The organism is Anaerophilus nitritigenes (assembly GCF_004138215.1).
GTDB classification, from domain to species: Bacteria; Bacillota; Clostridia; order Peptostreptococcales; family Thermotaleaceae; genus Anaerophilus; species Anaerophilus nitritogenes.
Genome location: NZ_RYYS01000070.1, coordinates 1 through 19,085, shown reverse-complemented (window position 1 = coordinate 19,085; position 19,085 = coordinate 1). Strand labels below are relative to the sequence as shown.

Below are 19,085 nucleotides of genomic sequence, written 5' to 3'. Positions count from 1 at the left end.
TTCGGAAAACCGACAGACCTATTCGGAAAACTGGTTTCAATACATCTCATGTTTAGGTTAAATCGACAACCTTAATGTATCATATTCCAATGGAAGTTTGTTTCAATACATCTCATGTTTAGGTTAAATATCAGCAATTAATATATTATCTTTGTCTACTTGAGTTTCAATACATCTCATGTTTAGGTTAAATTGAAAAATACAAAAATGAAGTATTAGCAGAAGTTGAGTTTCAATACATCTCATGTTTAGGTTAAATATATAAGCTTCTCACAATTATTATCAAAATTATAGTTTCAATACATCTCATGTTTAGGTTAAATGCATTCCCCAAAATTGGGGAGTCCTTAGAACAAAATGTTTCAATACATCTCATGTTTAGGTTAAATTGGGGGCAGTAATCCAATTTTAACTCCTTGGGATGTTTCAATACATCTCATGTTTAGGTTAAATACTAGTAAAATAGCTGTTTCTTAAAATCAGTATACACTATAAGTAGCTATTTTTCAACACTTTAGAAAAAATTTACCAGCTAGTTTTCACTATATAATTTTCATCTTTAAAAATCTATGCAATCTATTGAAAACACTCATATTTATATCAAGAATAACACATAATTGCCTGGTAAAATTTATACTTCAAAAAAATTTATTTTAACAAGTCCCTTAGTTTCTACATATACCAAATAGCAAGATCCTCATATTTGTATATCTTACCATTTTATTCATATTGTAAAAATTTAGTTTACAGTGCAATAACCTGCTCCAACAGAAGAATTTTTTTCTCCTATTCCAATAGCCATAGCCACAAAAGCCATTTTCTGTGCTATATTATTTTCTTGAATCTCTATATTCACCTTATTTCCAAGAAGCTTTATACCTTTATATCTAAAATACATCGGCAGTTTATTTTTAAATTCCAAACTTTTTATAAATTTTCCTTGAACGTCTATATCTTCACCAAAAAAATTTTTATACTTTTTCTCCATATTTGCTTCTAAACGTTTTTTAAACTCCTCTACATCATCTCCTTGTAACCACGGTTTATTATCTTTAGTTATAATTATAGGAGTTATGCTATATAGTTTGTTAATATGTTTTTGTTTTACTTCACTTGTAGCAACGGAGATAACTTCAAAATCATAACTTTCTAACTTTTGCAAACATCTTGCAAATTTTTCTATATATTTACAATCTAAACCTCTAATTTTAAATACATATACCCTTCCCTTTATATAAGTTTTATTTTTCTCCAAAGGATAAAAACTATTAAAAACATAATACTTATATTCCCTTCTAGGATGTAATGTTTTTAAATCTTCATCTAACAACATAGCTTTATTTATATTTTTTCCAATTATATATCCACTCTCTGCAAAAAATATATCTTTCTTCAACATAACTGTTACAGTTAATTCTAAAAATATCATAAGTATAGCCCTCTCTTTTATTTGATTTTTGTAATTACAAGATATATTGTATCATCAAATAAAATTATATGGGTATACAACACACTTTAATCATTCCTATTGTATATTTTTTTTAAAGTATTTCATACTGAATATACACTACATTGTAGCAAAGTCATAAAAATTAGGAACATTTATTGAGAATTTGTGAAAATATAGAAAAAGAGAGAAAATGATTAGCATTACACTGTTTGAGCATAGCGAGTTTGTAATGCTATTTTCGACTTTTTCTATATATTTTCCAAATTTGAAAATTAGTGACGTTTTTTATGTCTTTGTCTACAAGCCAAAAACCCATTCATATAAAATTTTTATATTTTTACACTTCCTATCAAATCTTTTATATCATCTATATTGTTTTTAATCATATAGCTTCTTATGCCTTCTACAATTTCAACCATTGCATTAGGATTTACAAAATTATAAGTCCCCACTTGAACAGCACTAGCTCCAGCTATAATATATTCTAGTGCATCTTCATAATTTGAAATCCCCCCTATTCCAATAATAGGTATATTGATCTTTTGTGCTGTCTGCCATACCATTCTTAGAGAAATAGGTTTGATAGCAGGACCTGAAAGACCTCCTATGATATTTCCTAACTTTGGTCTTTTTGTATGAATGTCTATAGCCATTCCAATATAAGTATTTGTCAGTGCCACACCATCTGCTCCTGCTTCTTGTGCAGCTTTTGCAATAATCGTAATATCTTCTACATTAGGTGTAAGCTTTGGAACAATAACCTTCTTTGTATTGCCTCTTACCTCTTGTACAATCTCATAAGTTGCCTCTGCACTCATTCCAAAAGCCTTTCCACCCTCTTCTAAATTAGGACAAGAAATATTAAGTTCGATCATTGGAACATTAGTTTTATTTAATTTTTCGATCATCACTTTAAATTCTTCCACACTATAACCAGATATACTAACCATAATAGGAACATTGTATTTTTCATAAAATGGAAGAATATTTTCTATAAAATCATCAATTCCTTTATTTTGTATTCCTACTGCGTTTAACATTCCTGAAGCTGTTTCTACTACTCTTGGAAGCTTATTTCCGTCTCTTGGATTGAGCGTGACACTCTTTGGTACGATCGCTCCAATTTTTTGTACATCACAAAGCTCACAGGATTCTTTTCCAAAAGTTCCCGAAGCCGGCATGATTGGATTTTTTAATAAAATATTTCCTATTTTTACAGATAACTCTAGATTTTTCATCATTATTAACTCCCCTTTAATCTCTATATTTTATTTCTCCACCAACCATTGTCATAACTGCCTTACCTTTTAATTTTTTCCCATGAAAAGGAGTATTTTTCCCCTTTGAAAAAAACTTATTTTTATCTACAATCCACTCTTTATTCAAATCAATTATAGTAATATCTGCATCCATGCCTACTTTTAAAGATCCCTTTTTAAGCTTTAGAATTTGAGCTGGAACAGTACTCATCTTTTCAATAAGATTTATTAAAGTCATTTTTTTAGTGTGTACCAACTCTGTAAGAGCAATACCAAGTGAAGTCTCTAAACCTACAATACCATTAGCAGCATCTATAATATTTTTATCTTTATCACTATTTGTATGAGGTGCATGATCTGTTGCAATCACATCAATCGTTCCATCTACAAGACCTTTTAAAATCTCATCTATATCTTCTTTTGTTCTTAAAGGAGGACTCATTTTAGCATTTGTTCCTTGACTTAAAATCTCTTCATCTATAATAGAAAAATGATGAGGTGTTACTTCACAAGTTACCCTTACTCCCCTTTTTTTCGCATCTCTTACAATTTTTACACCATCTTTTGTAGAAAGATGTTGAATGTGTACTTTTGCTCCTGTCTTTTCAGAAAGAAAAACATCTCTTATAATAATATTTTCTTCTGCTACCTTTGGTATTCCTTCTAAATTCAGTTTTTTAGATATATAGCCTCTATGAATAGATCTATCATACATCAAGTTTACATCTTCGCAATGTGTACTTACCAACAAATCCAAATCTTTTGCAACTTGAAGTGCTTCATACATAACTTTTGTATCCATTACAGTCTTTCCATCGTCTGTAATTCCTACAATTCCTTTTTCTAATAACTTTTCATAAGGACTCATTTCTTTTCCTTCTAACCCCTTTGTAATACTTCCCATCATATAAATATTACAAGGAACATTTTTGCTTTTTTCATGAATATATTCTATAGTTTTTACATTATCAATCACAGGATTTGTATTGGGCATACATACTACACTACTAAATCCACCTGCTACTGCAGCATGTGCCCCTGTATTGATTTCTTCTTTGTCCTCAAAGCCTGGTTCTCTAAAATGAACATGCATATCAATAAGTCCTGGTACAATATATTTTCCTTTTGCATCAATAATCTCACATTCATCCTCAAAAATATTTGGGTCTATCTTTTTTATTTTTCCTTTTTCAATAAGAATATCTAATACTCCATTTATATTTTGGGATGGATCCACTACCCATCCTTCCTTTATTAAAATCTTCATCCTATTCCCTCCCTGATCTCTTTACTATATTTTTATCCAATCCATAACTTTTTACTTAAAAATTTCAAATTGAATACAAACTTTTTAGCAAAGTCATAAAAATAAACCTTCTGCAAAAGGCAAAAGGTTTATTTTATAAAAAAATATATTAAAATACTGTTTTTGTATATTAAAACATCCTTTTTAGCCTCTCTGGACTTATTTAAAGGAAATATTCACTTTTTGTTTTAGATTAACATACATTTTATCTTTGTGTCAATATAGGAATCTATTTATTTGAAATTGCTAACACCAATTCTCTTATAATCTTACACGCAACAGCTGTAGATACTCCACTACTATCATAATGAGGAGAAAGCTCTACTACATCTGCTCCTACAATATTTAGAGGCTCAATAGTCTTTATTACATCCATCATTTCTTTAAAAGATATTCCCCCTGGTTCAATCGTACCTGTTCCCGGGAAAATAGAAGGATCTAAAATATCTAAATCAATAGTTACATATACAGGAGATTGTCCAATTTGCTTAACTACTTCTGCTAATCCTTCGCAATTAAACTTCGTAAGATATGTATGATCTCTTCCCCATTCAAACTCTTCTTTTTCTCCTGAACGAATTCCAAATTGATAGATTTTTTTATTTCCTAGGAAATCCCATATCCGTCTCATCACTGTAGCATGAGAAAATTTTTCTCCCATATAATCTTCTCTAACATCGGCATGAGCATCAAAATGTAGGATATGTAAATCTTTATATTTTTCATATACAGCTTCTACAGCTGGAAGAGTAACTAGATGTTCTCCTCCAATCATAACTGGAATTTTTTTATCTTCTACAATATCTTTTGTAAAAGATTTTATATGATCTAATACTTTTTTAGGGTTTCCAAATGGAAAATCCAAATCTCCTGCATCAAATACAGATACATCTTCTAAATCTTTATCTAAGTAAGGACTATAAGTCTCAAGTCCATAAGATTCATTTCTCATAATACTTGGTGCAAATCTAGTTCCTGGACGAAAAGAAGTTGTTCCATCAAAAGGACTTCCAAATACTATGATTTCAGAATCCTCATATTCATTATCAAAACCTAAAAAGGTTTGTACATTTTTAGACGGTTTCAGTTTCTATCATCTCCTTTACGTAGTTTGGTAGTGCAAAAGCTCCTACGTGAAGATCTGTATTATAATATTTTGTTTTTAATCCTAAATCATTCCACTTTTTAGAATCTAAATCTTTTACTGGATGGAGCTTTTTAGATGCAAATCCAAATAACCAGTGTCCAGAAGGGTATGTTGGAATATGAGCTTGATAAACTTCTGCAATTGGAAAAATATTTTTGATTTTTTTGCTTGCTCTTATCATTTCTTTTGCATCTTCTTCATAGTAAGGGCTTTCATTTTGATTAACTAATATTCCCTCTTCTGTTAATGCTCTATAGCAATTTTTATAAAATTCAGTAGTAAATAATCCTTCTCCAGGTCCAATAGGATCTGTTGAATCTACAATGATTAAATCGTATTCATTTTCTTTTCCTTCAACAAATTTAATCCCATCTTCAAAGTATAACTCTACTCTTTCATCATCTAATTTGTTTGCTGTAAAATCTAAAAATTCTCTTGAAGCTTCTACTACAACTTCATCAATTTCTACCATATGAATTTTTTCTATATTTTTATATCTTGTAAGCTCCCTTACTGTTCCTCCATCTCCTGCTCCTATTACCAATACTCTCTTTATGTTTGGATTTGTTGCCATAGGAACATGAACAATCATATCATGATAAATAAATTCATCCTTTTGTGTTACCATAACCAATCCATCTATTGTAAGTACTCTTCCAAAATCATAAGTATCTAAAACATCTATTTGTTGAAAAGGACTTGTTTTAGTGTATAGATGTTTCTTTACTTTCATAGATAATCTTACATTTTCTGTATGTTCTTCTGTATACCATAATTCCATTATATTACCTCCTTAACTTTGTGTATCTTTATAATATCTTTTGTATTTTAACATCCTTAATACATACATTTTATAAACTAAAACGACGGTGGAGAAGAAACCCAAAGAATTATTGCATTTCTTTTAGAATTATTTTTTAAATAATGCTCTTGGTCAGACTTAAAATAAAAACTTTCCCCTTTATTCACTTTGTATTGATTTTCTCCTAAACAAACATACACACTTCCTGAAAGAACATATCCAAATTCTTCTCCTTGATGGGGCTTTTCAATATTGCTAGTTCCACCATATTTCAAAGTCATTAAAATAGGCTCCATACTATTTTTTTGAGCATTTGAAATTAACCAATCTATAGTATTTCCTAACTTTTCATTTTCACTAGAGACAATTTCATCTTTTCTATACACAACTTTAGGCTCTTTTGATTCACTAAAAAATTTGCGAATATCTGTTCCTAATGCCTCTAAAATATCCATAAGTGTAGCAATAGACGGAGAAGTCAGATCTCTTTCAATTTGAGAAATAAATCCTTTCGTAAGATCTGTTCTTATGGCAAGTTCTTCTTGTGTGAGTCCATTTAGGATTCTAAGACTTTTAATTTTACTCCCAATATCCATTTTTGCACTCCATTCGAAATCATTATTTTATAAGTTTTTTAAATAATTTCTTCAAAAATATTTAATATTAGTAAACTTTTAGTTTACTAAATTTAAAGTTTAACTATATTTAATATACTATTTTTTTGTAAAATGTCAAGAGTTTTATCTCCGTTAGTATTGATTATTGCTCACTTTGAAAGAAACTATACTAGAAAAATAGCGTCTAAAATTAGACGCTACTATAAGCCTAAAACCTTTATATGCTCTACATACGGATCTTCTGTATCTGTAAGCATACTATGTTGGCTTTTTAAAAATTTAATATATTGAATCATTTCTTTACTAATTCTTTCTCCTGGAGTAACAATAGGAATTCCTGGAGGATAAGCCATAATAGATTCTCCACTGATTTCTCCCTCTGAATCTTCTAGTTTAATGATTTTTTTTCTTGCATAAAAAGCATCCCTTGGAGATACGATAACCTCAGGATTTTCAAGAGCAATTTTTGTATATGCAATATGACTTCCTTTATACTTTACGCTTATATCATTTAAAGCTTGTACTAAAGCTTTTAATGATTTTTCATCATCTCCTACACTTACAATTGCCAATATATTGAATGCGTCTCCCAATTCTACCTGAATATTATACTCATCTCTTAATAAATCATAGACTTTAAATCCAGTAATCCCCAGTCCACCTACACAAACACCTAATTTTGTTTCATCAAAGCCTATAACTCCTGGTTGGCCAATTAATTCTTTTGAAAAAGCATAAAGACCTGGTATTTGATTAATTTCGGCTCTTGCCGATCTAATAATTTGAAGAATTTTTGAAATCACTTCATTTCCTTTTGTTGCTAGCATTTTTCTTGCTGCATCTAAACTTGACATTAAAATATAGGATGCACTTGTTGTCTGGGTAAGATTTAAAATTGTCTTTACTGTATTTCTATCAATGAGTCCCTCTTTTAATAACAATACAGAACTTTGAGTTAATGATCCTCCTGTTTTATGCATACTAACAGCTGCCATATCAGCTCCCACTTCCATAGCTTCGCTAGGTAAATCTTCATGAAATCTAAAATGAGCACCATGTGCTTCATCTACCAAAACTGCCATACCATGTTTATGAGCAAGCTTTACAATTTCTTTTAAATCTGAAGTAGCTCCGTAATAGGTAGGATGAATAATGAGTATAGCTTTTGCATCAACATTTTTTGCAATGGCCATCTCTATACTTTCTAAAGATACCCCCATAGCAATCCCTAATTGATCATTTGTCTCAGGTTGAATATATATTGGAACTGCTCCACTTAAAATCATTCCATTTGTAACAGATTTATGAGCATTTCTTGGTAATATTATTTTTTCTCCAGGCTTACATACACTCATAATCATAGCTTGTACAGCAGAAGTAGTTCCATTTACTATGAAAAATGCATGGTCTGCATAATAAGCATCCGCCATCAATTGTTCTGCATCTTTGATTACACTAATTGGATTGCTAATATTATCCAAGCATTTCATAGAATTTACATCTAGTTGTAATACTTTCTTTCCAATAAATTGTCCGAATTCTTCCATTCCATTTCCATGTTTATGTCCTGGTACATCAAATGGAATTACATTTTTTTCATGATATGCTTTTAATGCATCTACTAAGGGTGTAGTATTTTGATTGTGTATCATTTTTCATCACCTTCTTTTCAAAAAAAGTTAGTCTGGAATATGTTATATCATACATTTTTTCTTGTCAATACACTAATTTATTACAAAAACTGTATATTGTATTATTCCAATATCTCTAAAATATAATCATGCATTTTAAAAAATTTAGATAAAATTTTTTAAATGTATCAACAACATTCTACAGATTTCTAACATTCTTTTTAGTATAATAAAAAGAAAATTATTTATTATATTTTGTAAAGGGGAGAAAAAAATGACAAAATTAGAAATACGTTCATATAACGTTTCATCTATAGGCTATGATTCTGAAAAAGAAGTATTAGAAATTACTTTTATTTCTGGTGAAACCTATCGGCATCACGGTGTTCCCCAATCTGTATACGATAGTTTAATTCAGTCACAACATATTGGATATTATCTTCATTATTTCATTCGCACTACTTATCCATATACAAAAGTACATTGATTTTTCCACATACAAAAACGTACAAAAAAAATGAATTGGGTTGACTCCCAGTTCATCTTTTTGTATATGGAAAATAATATAAATGAGTAAATTGTAAAAAAAATATGAGAATTTTTTATCTTGTAAATATTTTTGTGAGTTCATTTTCTTCTATAATTTGTTCTAAATTTCTCAGTCCTAATTCATCAAAAATCTTCATTACATTCATATTATCAAAAGCAGTCATGATCAAAGAATCCTCTCCAAATTCATTAACAATCTCAGTTGCTCTTTTTACATCTATATTTGTTCTGGGCCCTCCTACACATCCACCTTCACATCCCATACCTTCTATAAAATTGTAATCTATTTTCTTCCCCATAGACAAATCATCTAATAGTTTTTTACATTCTCTCACTCCATCTACTTTTTTTGATCTAAATTTGATTAATCGTTTAGGAGCAATTCTATTTACTACACTTTTTACTGAAAAGCTTACCCCACCAGTTCTTGCATATACTCTTCCTGCAAAGGATGCTTGATCCTTTGCATCTTTATAAAGGTCTTTCAGATTTATATCTAATGCAGAAAATATACTTTTTAGTTCTCTAAAAGTAAGTACAAAATCAATATCTCCTTCATATATTTTATTCTTTGCTTCAGATTTTTTAGCAATACAAGGACCTATAAAAACTACTTTTGCTTTGGGATAAAACTTTTTTAATATCCTTCCTGAAAGAATCATAGGAGATACTGATGGAGACATCTTTTCAAATAATCTAGGATAATTTTTCTCTATTAAACTTACCCAAATAGGGCAACAACAACTTGTAAGAAAAAAATCATCCTCCCCTTTTACCAAATGATTAAATTCATACGCTTCTTTAATTGTAAGCATATCTGCAAACAATGCTACTTCTATCATATCTTTAAAACCTATGAGCTTAAGAGCAGTCCTAATTTGACCCATAGTTACATCCTCTCCAAACTGCCCCACAATAGAAGGTGCAACAGTAGCATAAACTTCGGTATTTTGGTCCTTTAAGATGTCTATCAATGGAATAAATTCAATTTTATCTGCTATAGACTCAAAAGAAAGGCTACTCACCTCATCCCCGCAACTTAAACACTTATTATTTACAATAATAGGTTCTTTTGTTCTTTTATAAATAGAGGAATCATATTTAGAAATACCATCAGGTTCATTCATTTTGGTAACAACAGGCGGCTTTATCCCTTTAATATTTTTTATAATATCTAATTCATCTGAAAATTCCACATCTCCTCTTGGTTCCAATCCCATAGCCAATCTAATTTGATCTTTTACATATCCATAATCTTCTTTTATTTTGTATTTTTCTTTTAGATCATGTTCTAATTTAGAAAGTTCCTGATTGGTTTTTAATTCTCCATACCATTTTTTTTTGACCAATTGTTCTAATAAATCCATTCTTCTTTTTTGAAATTGATTCAATTCATTAAACATCTCATCACCTCCAACTTAATTCTTTCATTAGTATTGTACCCAAATTCATATTTTTTACTTTTTAGAAAACAATTGATTTATCATCCTGTTTCAAATTAGAATTTTTAGAAGTACAGTAGGTAAAAATCTAACATATTACGAGAAGGGGTTTGAGAATGAAAAAGGATGACTATAAAATCAAAAATATAAAAAATGAGATTGAACGTACTCGCTCTAAACTAAATAAATTGGTACTACAAAAAAAGGGGGATCTTTTAAATCAAGAAGTCATTTCATTAAGTCAGGTATTAGATCAATTGCTCTTAAAATATGATCGTATAAAAAATAATTGATCTATTAACAACATACATTTACCTACTGTACAATACAAAAGGCACTCATTCATTGAGTGCCTTCTTAGTTTTTATGACATGAAATTTTTTACATTTTTCCTATCAACATACTCTGGATCTGTTTTAGGTCTCTTATCTTTGTCTCCTGTTGGTTGTACCTCTGTGTTACCATATTCGTTTAATATATTAGTAATTTTTACTTTTGATAACTTTGCAGGAGATTTATCTATATTCTTTAGTCTCATTATACATCCTCCATTCTTAATATTCAGATGCATTTATATTATCTCCCATAAACAGATCCTTTATTTATCTATATTTTTACAATCATTTTTTAATTTTTTAATCAATTTTTCCATATCCTCTGGTATAGAAGAATTCACTTCAATTTTTTGATTTGTTCTTGGTTGATAAAATATAAGACTTTGTGCATGTAGAGCTTGTCTATCAATCAAATCTGTATTTGCTACACCATATAATTCATCTCCAATAAGAGGGTGTCCTATATAAGACATATGTACTCTAATCTGATGTGTTCTTCCTGTCTCTAGTTTGAGTTTCACTACAGATGCATTTTTAAGTTTGTCTATGACTTCATAATGAGTAATCGATTCCTGTCCTCCTTGAAATACTTCTCTTTTTATATTTTCTGGTTCTCTTCTTCCTATAGGTGCATTGATTGTTGCTTTTCTTTCTTTAAGATTTCCATCTACTACAGCTACATACATTTTTTGCACCTTATTTGCTTGCATTTGTTTAGAAATTTCTTGTTGTGCAAATGGATTCTTAGCAATCATAATAAGTCCTGAAGTATCTCGATCTAATCTATTGATAAAACGAATTTTAAAATGTTCTTTTTTCTCTTGCATATAATAGACAATAGCATTAGCCATGGTTCCTGTAGGATGCCCTTTTGTGGGATGTACTACAATTCCTGGCTTTTTATTCACAATTAAAAGATCCAAATCCTCATATACTACTTCTATAGAAATAGGTTCTGGTTCAAATTGATTAGGTTCTTCCTCCATAATTACTTGTACAACATCTCCGTTTCTTAAAATAGCATGAAAAGGAATTTTATTGCCATTTACAAGAATATTTTTTTTTGTTTTTAGCTTTCTTATTAATCTACTAGACAATTTCATTTGATCATATAGTATTTCTTTTAACGAAAGTCCTACATAATCTTTTTCTACACGAAAGGTTAATGTATTGGTTACTTCATTCATATTATCCACCTACTATCTTAACATATTCTTTTTTATTATAGATGCTGGTTTTTTATGAGTCAACTTTTTGGTCTTTTTTATAGTTTTATTTTTATTCTCAATAAATTTTTTCCCTTTTCTTAGGTAAATATGTCCTTTATATGAATTTTTCAGACTTTTTCATATTTTCAACTTATAAGTTATATATATAGCAGTTTAACCTTCTTTTATAAATAACTTAAATATGTTACAATAAATTTAGCCTTATAAAATATTAAAATGAGGTGAAACTCATGAATAATAATAAAACACGTATCATCAACATTGTATCTAATGATAAACCAATTTCACAGGAAACCAGCAGAGTATTAAAGCAGAAACTTGAAAAAAATGGTTTTTTCGTACCACAAGAATTTGATCAAAAAGCAGATTTAATTATTTGTGTAGGAGGAGACGGATCTTTTATTCGCACCATTCATCAAAACAATTTTCCAGATATACCTGTAATAGGAGTAAATACAGGTCATTTAGGATTTTTTCAAGAACTATCGCCTTATCAATTGGATGAATTTATTTTTCGCTATGAAAAAGGAGATTACATTACTCAAGAGCTCACTCCAGTAGAAGCTTTAGTCTGTACAAAGAAACATTGTGTAGAAATTATAGGAATTAATGAAATTACTATAAAGGGAGACAAATCTAGAACCATTCATTTAAATATTTCCTTAGATGATAGCTTTCTTGAAAAATTCAGTGGAGATGGTGTATTAGTAGCTACTCCTACAGGAAGTACTGCTTATAATTATTCCTTAGGAGGAAGTATTGTAGATCCTAGACTTTCCTTGCTTCAAATCACCCCTATTTCACCTATTTCTACTACAGCTTATCGCTCCTTTACCTCAAGCATTATTGTTCCAAAGGATTCAACAATTAAAGTTTATCCAGAATATACTTTTGAAAACTCTATTTTGATCGTAACAGATGGTATGGAACACAAATATTATGAAATTGAAGAAATTCACTTACGAATGTCTGAAATGAAAGCAAAAATTCTTCGTCTGAAAGATTATGATTTTTGGACGAAAGTCAAAGAAAAATTTTTATAAAAAAGGGAAATGAAAATAATCATCTCCCCCTTTTTATATAAATTTTTTAAACTTGATAATACAATATTAATTCAGCTCCTGTAGATTTTTCATTTACAATTAAAAAATGCTCATAATGCATTGCACAATAATCTGCTAAATCTTTCATAGAACAACTTTTTTCTCTTATTTCTAAGATCTGAACATTTACTTCATCCCATCCAAAATATTTAAGTTTTTGTGCTTCTTCTTTAGCAATCAACTCTAAAGGCATAGATCCAAATACATTACCTCTTAGAACTTCATAAGTTTTCCAAAATTTATTATGAAGATCTAATACTTTTGCATCTTTTAATTCTATAGTCCTTCTTTCAGAGAATTCCTCTAAATAAGTACCTTCATAATAATTTTTTTTAAGAATAGGCTTATATACAAAAGGAATGGTATTTATTTCTTCTAATTGAATAGCATGAGAGATTTTCTTTTTTTCTTGTAATTGTATTTTTATACGATTACAAGTCTGCATCATCTCATTGACCAATCTTTCTAAATGAACTTTATTTCCTATTTCTAATGCTCTTTCAATTTGATCTGCAAGTCTTTTTATTTCATATGTATTACTCATGCTAATCTCCTTCCATTACGCAATCTATACTCTATTTATATTTATTATAGCATTAAAGTATAAAAAAAAGACAAATTTGTAAAAATAGAACTACATATTTATTTAAAAATTGAAAGCATAATTTTTGTTGGAATACTGAATAAAAATAATAACAAAGGAGTCTTGCTTATGAAATGTCCTACTTGCAAATCTGGAAAACTATTTTTAAAAGATATTGTAACTTATGAATATTTATATGATATTAAGGAAGATGGAGAAGTAAAGTGGAAAGATAAAGAAGGATATACTTCTTATCTATTTGTAGATAGAAAGCAAAAAAACTTTAAACAAATTGTACAATGTAATCATTGCCATCAAATATTTAATCATAAGATTGAAAATAATCCAAATAAAGATATGATTATTCTTAAAAAAGCTATTCATTCTAACGGTTCTATCTCTAATGAATTCTTTGTATAAAGATATTGAAAGAGTCAAATCTTTCAATATCTATCTATTTTCATTTTTATTGATTTGACAAAAAATTGAAAGCACTTCTTGTCTAGACCAACTATGATAAAATTCATGGGTTTTATAAAAATAAAGTTCTTGAGTATCTCTTATAAACTCCCACTTAGCTGATAAAAAAGTATACTTGCCAAAAGACAGTATATCTTCTATGATTCGCATATTTTCATTATATAATTCTTCATAAGTCTCCTTTAAAGTTTTATAATCCGTTCCCATTTTTTTATAAGTATCTATGGCCATAGCCTTTAGAATCCAATTATAGTGCTTCATTGCTTTTATAAGCATTTTTGTATAATATTTATTTTTAACAAATATATAAGTATTTATATCCTCTGTAGGCTTATATCCTTTTTCTATCTCTGAAAAAAAATATTGATTCACAAATATATAATCTTTTTTTTGAAATACATGTAATAATGTTTTAGTCATTTCTTCTAAAGTAATTTCCGATAAAAATTCATCTATTGTTTTTTCATCATAAATATGATCTAATTTTAAATTATATAAAATATCTCTAAATATTTCTTCATTGATCCAAATCCACTCTGCATCCTTTAGATCTTTTAAATCTAAAATATTTTGTAACGAGCTTTTAGATATATGATCTAATATTACTTTTTTCAAATCATCACCACCACCATAATATTATTATACAAATTATTAACTAAACGAATACTGGGTTTAGCTTCATCGAAATACTAAGACATGTAAATATTAAAATTGTTAATCATCAGATAAAACATATTTTAACATAGAGTTGTATAAAATACTATATAGGGACAAATAATACTAATTCTTACAAATATGGAGGTAGTCATGTATCAAGCGATTTTTTTAGATAGAGATGGAGTCATCAATGATAATCAAAATCCTGTAAACAAACCTAAAGATCTGGTTTTGTATCATTTTACTATAGAAGCTTTAAAATTATTACAAAATTCTCATTTTCTACTCTTTATTGTAACCAATCAAGGTGGTATTGAAATGGGATATTTTACAGAAAAAGATTTACATGAAATTCATATAAACATGCTTGAAGATTTTAACAAAGAAAATATTAAAATTCATGAAGTAGCTTATTGTCCTCATTTTAAAACAAAATGTAGTTGTAGAAAACCCTCTCCAAAAATGATCTTAGATTTAGCTCAAAAATATCATATCGATTTAAGTAGTTCTTACATGATAGGAGATCGCCCTATGGATATAGAAGCAGGCTTTAAGGCAGGATGCATCACTATAAAACTTGGACAACCTTGTATGCATGCAGATTATGTAGTGACTAACCTTCTAGAGGCTGCAAAGCTTATTACTAACGCACATGAGAAAAAATAATAACTCCATATGTATATATATTATTTTTGTATTTCTAAATAAAATCATTGTTAAATAATGTTGCTTTTTCACAAAAATGATATAATATTTACTTAGGAGGTGTACTTATGAATATATTATTTTTTACAGTATCTGCTGGAGCAGGACATAACAAAGTAGCAAAAACAGTCTCTGACTATATCGAAACTTATTATCCTCAAAATAATGTGCAAATTATTGACACCTTCAATTATATTCACCCACATCTTCACAAGATGATTATTGAAACTTATGTTAAATCTATTAAATATATACCTGCTTTATATCGATTCATCTACAAGCGTTCAGAATTTACAGATAGTTCCATATCTGATGTAAGTGAATTTTTTAATCAAATTCTATTATCTAGGAAGCTTTCAAAGCTTTTATCCGATTTTACACCAGATGTTATTGTATGTACTCATCCTTTTCCAGCTGAAGCTCTTTCTGTAATGAAAAGAAAAGGTAAAATTAACATACCCATTGTAAGTATATTAACAGACTATACGATTCATCCTAGTTGGATTAACAAAGAAGTTGATTATTATATTTTTCCTAACGAAAACTTTTCTTATGAATTTCATTATTGGAATATTCCAAATGAAAAAGCACGATTTTTGGGTATTCCTGTAAATGAAAATTTTAACATTCATCATGATCGAGATCTTCTTTGTGAAAGTCTTCATATAAAAAATACTTTTACAGTTCTTATGATGGGTGGAGGATTAGGATTAGGTATGTCCGAAACTATTCATGATTTACTATCTTATCCTTTAGATTTGCAAATTTTGGTAGTAACAGGTAAAAATCAAGAACTATATGATCATGTCCAAAATCTTCATATCCCTCATATAAAAGTATTTGGCTTTATTGACAATATTCATGAATTAATGAGTGTATCAGATGTTATTATTACAAAACCAGGAGGAATCACAGTTACAGAATGTCTTATTAAAGAGCTCCCTATTGTGATCACTTCTAAGCTTCCTGGTCAAGAAGAGCGTAATACTGAGTTTATTTTAAATAATGGTATAGGAATGATTGCTACGAATTCTAATACACTTATTTCTTGTCTTAGTCTCCTAAAAGAAGATAAAAATAAATATAATATCTATAAAGAAAATATGAAAAAAATAAAAAAGTCTCATGCAGCAAAAGATATTTCTAATTTCTTACTTACATTAAATAAAAATTCACATATTTATTGAAAAATAAGTGGCTAGTACAACTAGCTTAGACTTTATTCTTTAAATAGTATATAAACTCTTTTTGAAACTCCATACATCCTATTATATATAAATGATTTAAGCATCAAAATAGTAGACAAAAATATTTTGTCTACTATTTTGATGCTTACTATTTACATATGTTTTAGTTAATATTGACTAACTTTATATATGTTTTCTAACCTATTTGATCTAGATATTTGATCGCAACCCATCCCCAAACACCATGATTATAGCTATATACATTTAACCATTCATATCCATCAGCAGTTACTGTTTCATATTCTCCAGTATTAACCATATCTCCTTTCATAAGATGTCCAAGTACGGTAGATGAAAGCGAAGGATTTGATCTTAAACGAACATTATTAGAGGTTACTTCATAAGTAGCTGATCTAAGCATAGTAGGTCTTAATTCTGCTAATATTTCTCTATCTTCTATTTGAAATAAAAGATCTTCACTTTGTTTTTCTTTCACACAACTTTCATTTGCAAAAGCCATACTGTTCATACATAAAGTCAACACTATAATTAATAATATACTAATTCTTTTTTTATTATACATATAAACTCCTCCTATATTTAAATTTTTTTAATTATATACTTTTTGATATGTATACTACCATTGTAAGTATTCATTCTAACAAATATTAGAATACAAATCACACTAATCATTGATTATACTATAAATAAAATTGAATATCTAATAAAATAACAACACCCAAAATTATACATACAGTTTGTCCTTCTTTTATTTATACTTTAATTACGAAGAATTTGGAAAAAATATTATATATTTCCACATTTTCATCACCCTCTTTCTTTATAACAATTTAATTGTACACTTTAAACAAAACAAAAAATGTAATTTTCTGTAATTCAATAGTTATTTTTTTGTAACAATATTATGAATTTTTTGTAACATAATATTAAGTACTTTGGAAATCTCATAAATATGAAGTAGTTATTTAAGTATTTTCAGAAAAAAGAATAAAAAAACTCTTCCTTGGTTTATATTTCTATTTTTTCCAAAGAAGAGTTTTATAGTTTATTTTACATAAACTTTTCTACAATTTCATTTGCTTTTATATACTAAAATGCCTACCTCACCATTTTAACATATATGATTTTGTACACAATTCAATAAAATTGTATGATTATATAGAGCTTTTGCTTTAGCATCTGTATATGCTATATCATACCATGTTTGTTCATTTCCATCTAAATCTTGATTTTCATTTCCGATCATAATATAAGCTTCATGAGGTCCTTTTGATCCATTAGAATGTGCGTAATGAATTTCTGTTACTTTTTCTTTATTTTTAATAACTTTATATATAACAATAACGTGTCCACCATTATCAGTGCGTATAGTACATCCTGGAACTATGTCTTTTGCCTTGCTTTTCACCACTCCATTTGAAGAACTTGTCAAATTTGCTGCAGAAATACCATTTGCATATGTAGTATTCCAATATTTCAAAACTCTTCCATTTGTTGTTTCGTTGAGTACATATGCAGTAAATCCAGAACAATCTACACCAGTATATCTTTTGTTTTTATTAGCACATTCTTGATACTCTGATGGTGAAGAGGCATTAGCACGCAAATATGCTTTTATTTGGTCTGGTGTTTTTTTACCACCATATAATGTAGTACCTGATGGTGTAATATAATAAGGTATTTTAACTTTAACACCATCACAACTAAAATCGGTATATTCTTTTATATATTTTTCTAAGTTTGAAGCATTTTCATCTGAAGATTGACCTTTATATACTGGTATATCGAAAACTAATTTTATATTTTTAAAACTATCATACATTTTTTTTATATCTCTAGTTTGATTAATAGCCCAAGCTATATCAGTTGCATATTGATGTTTTCCTGGATCACTAGGATTCCAACGCATTTTATATAATGTATCTTGTTTATAATCAGAATTAATATACCTTTTCGAAATAAACTTAGCTCCACCATATATTGCTTTTTCTGGTGTACTCCAGCCCTGTTCATAGGCGAATTCAGAACCTTTCTTAACTGCCTGTCCATCAATAGCGTTGATTCCAAAAAAGTTGTATACTTTTACCCCTTTTACCACTACTCCTTTAGCTAACTCGGAAGTTCCGTTTCCTGTTTCTAAGCATGCATGTCCAGCTAAATAAACTTCACTTATATTATTTTCTTTAGCTGCGTCTATAAAATACTTTTCTGTTCCATCTAAAATACCTTTATTTGATAAATATTCTTTCATATCTTTTTCTTTAATTCCTGATGAGCCTGATAAAATTAAAAACTGATATTTATAAATTCCACTATTATAATTAGTTGGATTTACATATTTAGTAACTTCACTTTTATTTGCACTAACCCATTTCCCATTTCTTTGAATTTGAGGGTTTTTCATCATTTGTTTAGTTATAGCTTCTTCAATTGTAAAATTGATTTTTGAAAATTTATTTACTGCATCTTTGTCGTCTATTATTGGAGGGGTTGGTGGTATTGGTTTTATTTCACCTTTCAAAGCTTTTTCAATAGCTGTTAAAGTTCCTGGACCTGCAATTCCATCTGCTGATAATCCATAG

Annotated in this window: 20 protein-coding genes and 1 CRISPR repeat array; of the genes, 6 read left to right on the top strand and 14 right to left on the bottom strand. The window is 28.6% G+C overall.

Going from position 1 to position 19,085, the window contains the following annotated elements:
• Nucleotides 1-33 precede the first annotated feature (33 nt).
• Nucleotides 34-453: a CRISPR direct-repeat array (repeat unit 30 nt; unit sequence GTTTCAATACATCTCATGTTTAGGTTAAAT).
• Between the two features lie 286 nt (nucleotides 454-739).
• From cas6 to EK368_RS10945, 7 genes are all read right to left on the bottom strand, one after another.
• Nucleotides 740-1,429, bottom strand: a complete 690-nt coding sequence (gene cas6, locus EK368_RS10975; protein ID WP_129599674.1) for a CRISPR-associated endoribonuclease Cas6 — start codon at nucleotides 1,427-1,429, stop codon at nucleotides 740-742.
• Between the two features lie 350 nt (nucleotides 1,430-1,779).
• A complete protein-coding gene (locus EK368_RS10970; protein WP_129599672.1) occupies nucleotides 1,780-2,691 on the bottom strand; it encodes a dihydroorotate dehydrogenase in 912 nt (303 codons plus the stop codon).
• Between the two features lie 13 nt (nucleotides 2,692-2,704).
• A complete protein-coding gene (locus tag EK368_RS10965; protein ID WP_129599671.1) occupies nucleotides 2,705-3,976 on the bottom strand; it encodes a dihydroorotase in 1,272 nt (423 codons plus the stop codon).
• A gap of 268 nt (nucleotides 3,977-4,244) precedes the next feature.
• Nucleotides 4,245-5,102 (bottom strand): agmatinase, encoded by an 858-nt coding sequence (speB, locus tag EK368_RS10960; protein WP_129599669.1) that lies wholly within the window; start codon nucleotides 5,100-5,102, stop codon nucleotides 4,245-4,247.
• Complete coding sequence (gene speE, locus EK368_RS10955; protein ID WP_129599668.1) at nucleotides 5,089-5,943, bottom strand: polyamine aminopropyltransferase; 855 nt, start codon at nucleotides 5,941-5,943, stop codon at nucleotides 5,089-5,091. Before speE ends, speB begins: the two co-directional genes overlap by 14 nt.
• A gap of 77 nt (nucleotides 5,944-6,020) precedes the next feature.
• Entirely contained in the window at nucleotides 6,021-6,560 is a 540-nt protein-coding gene (locus EK368_RS10950; protein WP_129599666.1) for a helix-turn-helix domain-containing protein, read from the bottom strand.
• Between the two features lie 221 nt (nucleotides 6,561-6,781).
• Entirely contained in the window at nucleotides 6,782-8,233 is a 1,452-nt protein-coding gene (locus tag EK368_RS10945) for an aminotransferase class I/II-fold pyridoxal phosphate-dependent enzyme (RefSeq protein ID WP_129599665.1), read from the bottom strand.
• Nucleotides 8,234-8,486: 253 nt separating this feature from the next.
• On the opposite strand from EK368_RS10945, the gene EK368_RS10940 reads away from it, so the two are divergent.
• On the top strand, nucleotides 8,487-8,699 hold the full coding sequence (locus tag EK368_RS10940; protein ID WP_129599663.1) for a KTSC domain-containing protein: 213 nt from the start codon (nucleotides 8,487-8,489) through the stop codon (nucleotides 8,697-8,699).
• A 115-nt stretch (nucleotides 8,700-8,814) separates the two neighbouring features.
• Here the strand turns inward: EK368_RS10940 and EK368_RS10935 are convergent, their stop codons facing one another.
• Entirely contained in the window at nucleotides 8,815-10,164 is a 1,350-nt protein-coding gene (locus tag EK368_RS10935; RefSeq protein WP_129599662.1) for a [Fe-Fe] hydrogenase large subunit C-terminal domain-containing protein, read from the bottom strand.
• A gap of 155 nt (nucleotides 10,165-10,319) precedes the next feature.
• On the opposite strand from EK368_RS10935, the gene EK368_RS10930 reads away from it, so the two are divergent.
• A complete protein-coding gene (locus EK368_RS10930) occupies nucleotides 10,320-10,496 on the top strand; it encodes an aspartyl-phosphate phosphatase Spo0E family protein (RefSeq protein ID WP_129599660.1) in 177 nt (58 codons plus the stop codon).
• A 71-nt stretch (nucleotides 10,497-10,567) separates the two neighbouring features.
• Here the strand turns inward: EK368_RS10930 and EK368_RS14935 are convergent, their stop codons facing one another.
• Nucleotides 10,568-10,741, bottom strand: coding sequence for a hypothetical protein (locus EK368_RS14935; RefSeq protein WP_165000423.1), 174 nt, complete (start codon nucleotides 10,739-10,741; stop codon nucleotides 10,568-10,570).
• 60 nt (nucleotides 10,742-10,801) lie between these two features.
• On the bottom strand, nucleotides 10,802-11,725 hold the full coding sequence (locus EK368_RS10925; protein ID WP_129599659.1) for an RluA family pseudouridine synthase: 924 nt from the start codon (nucleotides 11,723-11,725) through the stop codon (nucleotides 10,802-10,804).
• A 272-nt stretch (nucleotides 11,726-11,997) separates the two neighbouring features.
• Here EK368_RS10925 and EK368_RS10920 point away from each other — a divergent pair, with 272 nt between their 5' ends.
• Nucleotides 11,998-12,810 (top strand): NAD(+)/NADH kinase, encoded by an 813-nt coding sequence (locus tag EK368_RS10920; RefSeq protein ID WP_129599658.1) that lies wholly within the window; start codon nucleotides 11,998-12,000, stop codon nucleotides 12,808-12,810.
• A gap of 46 nt (nucleotides 12,811-12,856) precedes the next feature.
• Here EK368_RS10920 and EK368_RS10915 read toward each other — a convergent pair whose 3' ends face one another.
• Entirely contained in the window at nucleotides 12,857-13,414 is a 558-nt protein-coding gene (locus tag EK368_RS10915) for a hypothetical protein (RefSeq protein ID WP_129599656.1), read from the bottom strand.
• Between the two features lie 168 nt (nucleotides 13,415-13,582).
• Here EK368_RS10915 and EK368_RS10910 point away from each other — a divergent pair, with 168 nt between their 5' ends.
• The gene (locus EK368_RS10910; RefSeq protein ID WP_129599655.1) at nucleotides 13,583-13,873 is read left to right on the top strand and encodes a hypothetical protein; all 291 of its coding nucleotides are present in this window, start codon (nucleotides 13,583-13,585) and stop codon (nucleotides 13,871-13,873) included.
• Nucleotides 13,874-13,903: 30 nt separating this feature from the next.
• Here EK368_RS10910 and EK368_RS10905 read toward each other — a convergent pair whose 3' ends face one another.
• Nucleotides 13,904-14,548 (bottom strand): hypothetical protein, encoded by a 645-nt coding sequence (locus EK368_RS10905; RefSeq protein ID WP_129599653.1) that lies wholly within the window; start codon nucleotides 14,546-14,548, stop codon nucleotides 13,904-13,906.
• A gap of 192 nt (nucleotides 14,549-14,740) precedes the next feature.
• On the opposite strand from EK368_RS10905, the gene EK368_RS10900 reads away from it, so the two are divergent.
• A complete protein-coding gene (locus EK368_RS10900) occupies nucleotides 14,741-15,256 on the top strand; it encodes a D-glycero-alpha-D-manno-heptose-1,7-bisphosphate 7-phosphatase (RefSeq protein ID WP_129599652.1) in 516 nt (171 codons plus the stop codon).
• Between the two features lie 107 nt (nucleotides 15,257-15,363).
• Nucleotides 15,364-16,482 (top strand): MGDG synthase family glycosyltransferase, encoded by a 1,119-nt coding sequence (locus EK368_RS10895; RefSeq protein ID WP_129599651.1) that lies wholly within the window; start codon nucleotides 15,364-15,366, stop codon nucleotides 16,480-16,482.
• A 196-nt stretch (nucleotides 16,483-16,678) separates the two neighbouring features.
• On the opposite strand, the gene EK368_RS10890 is transcribed toward EK368_RS10895, so the two are convergent.
• Nucleotides 16,679-17,065: an SH3 domain-containing protein gene (locus EK368_RS10890; RefSeq protein WP_129599649.1), complete on the bottom strand. Its 387-nt coding sequence runs from the start codon at nucleotides 17,063-17,065 to the stop codon at nucleotides 16,679-16,681.
• 549 nt (nucleotides 17,066-17,614) lie between these two features.
• Nucleotides 17,615-19,085 (bottom strand): N-acetylglucosaminidase (locus tag EK368_RS10885; protein ID WP_202976470.1); only part of this gene is annotated, 1,471 nt, incomplete at its 5' end.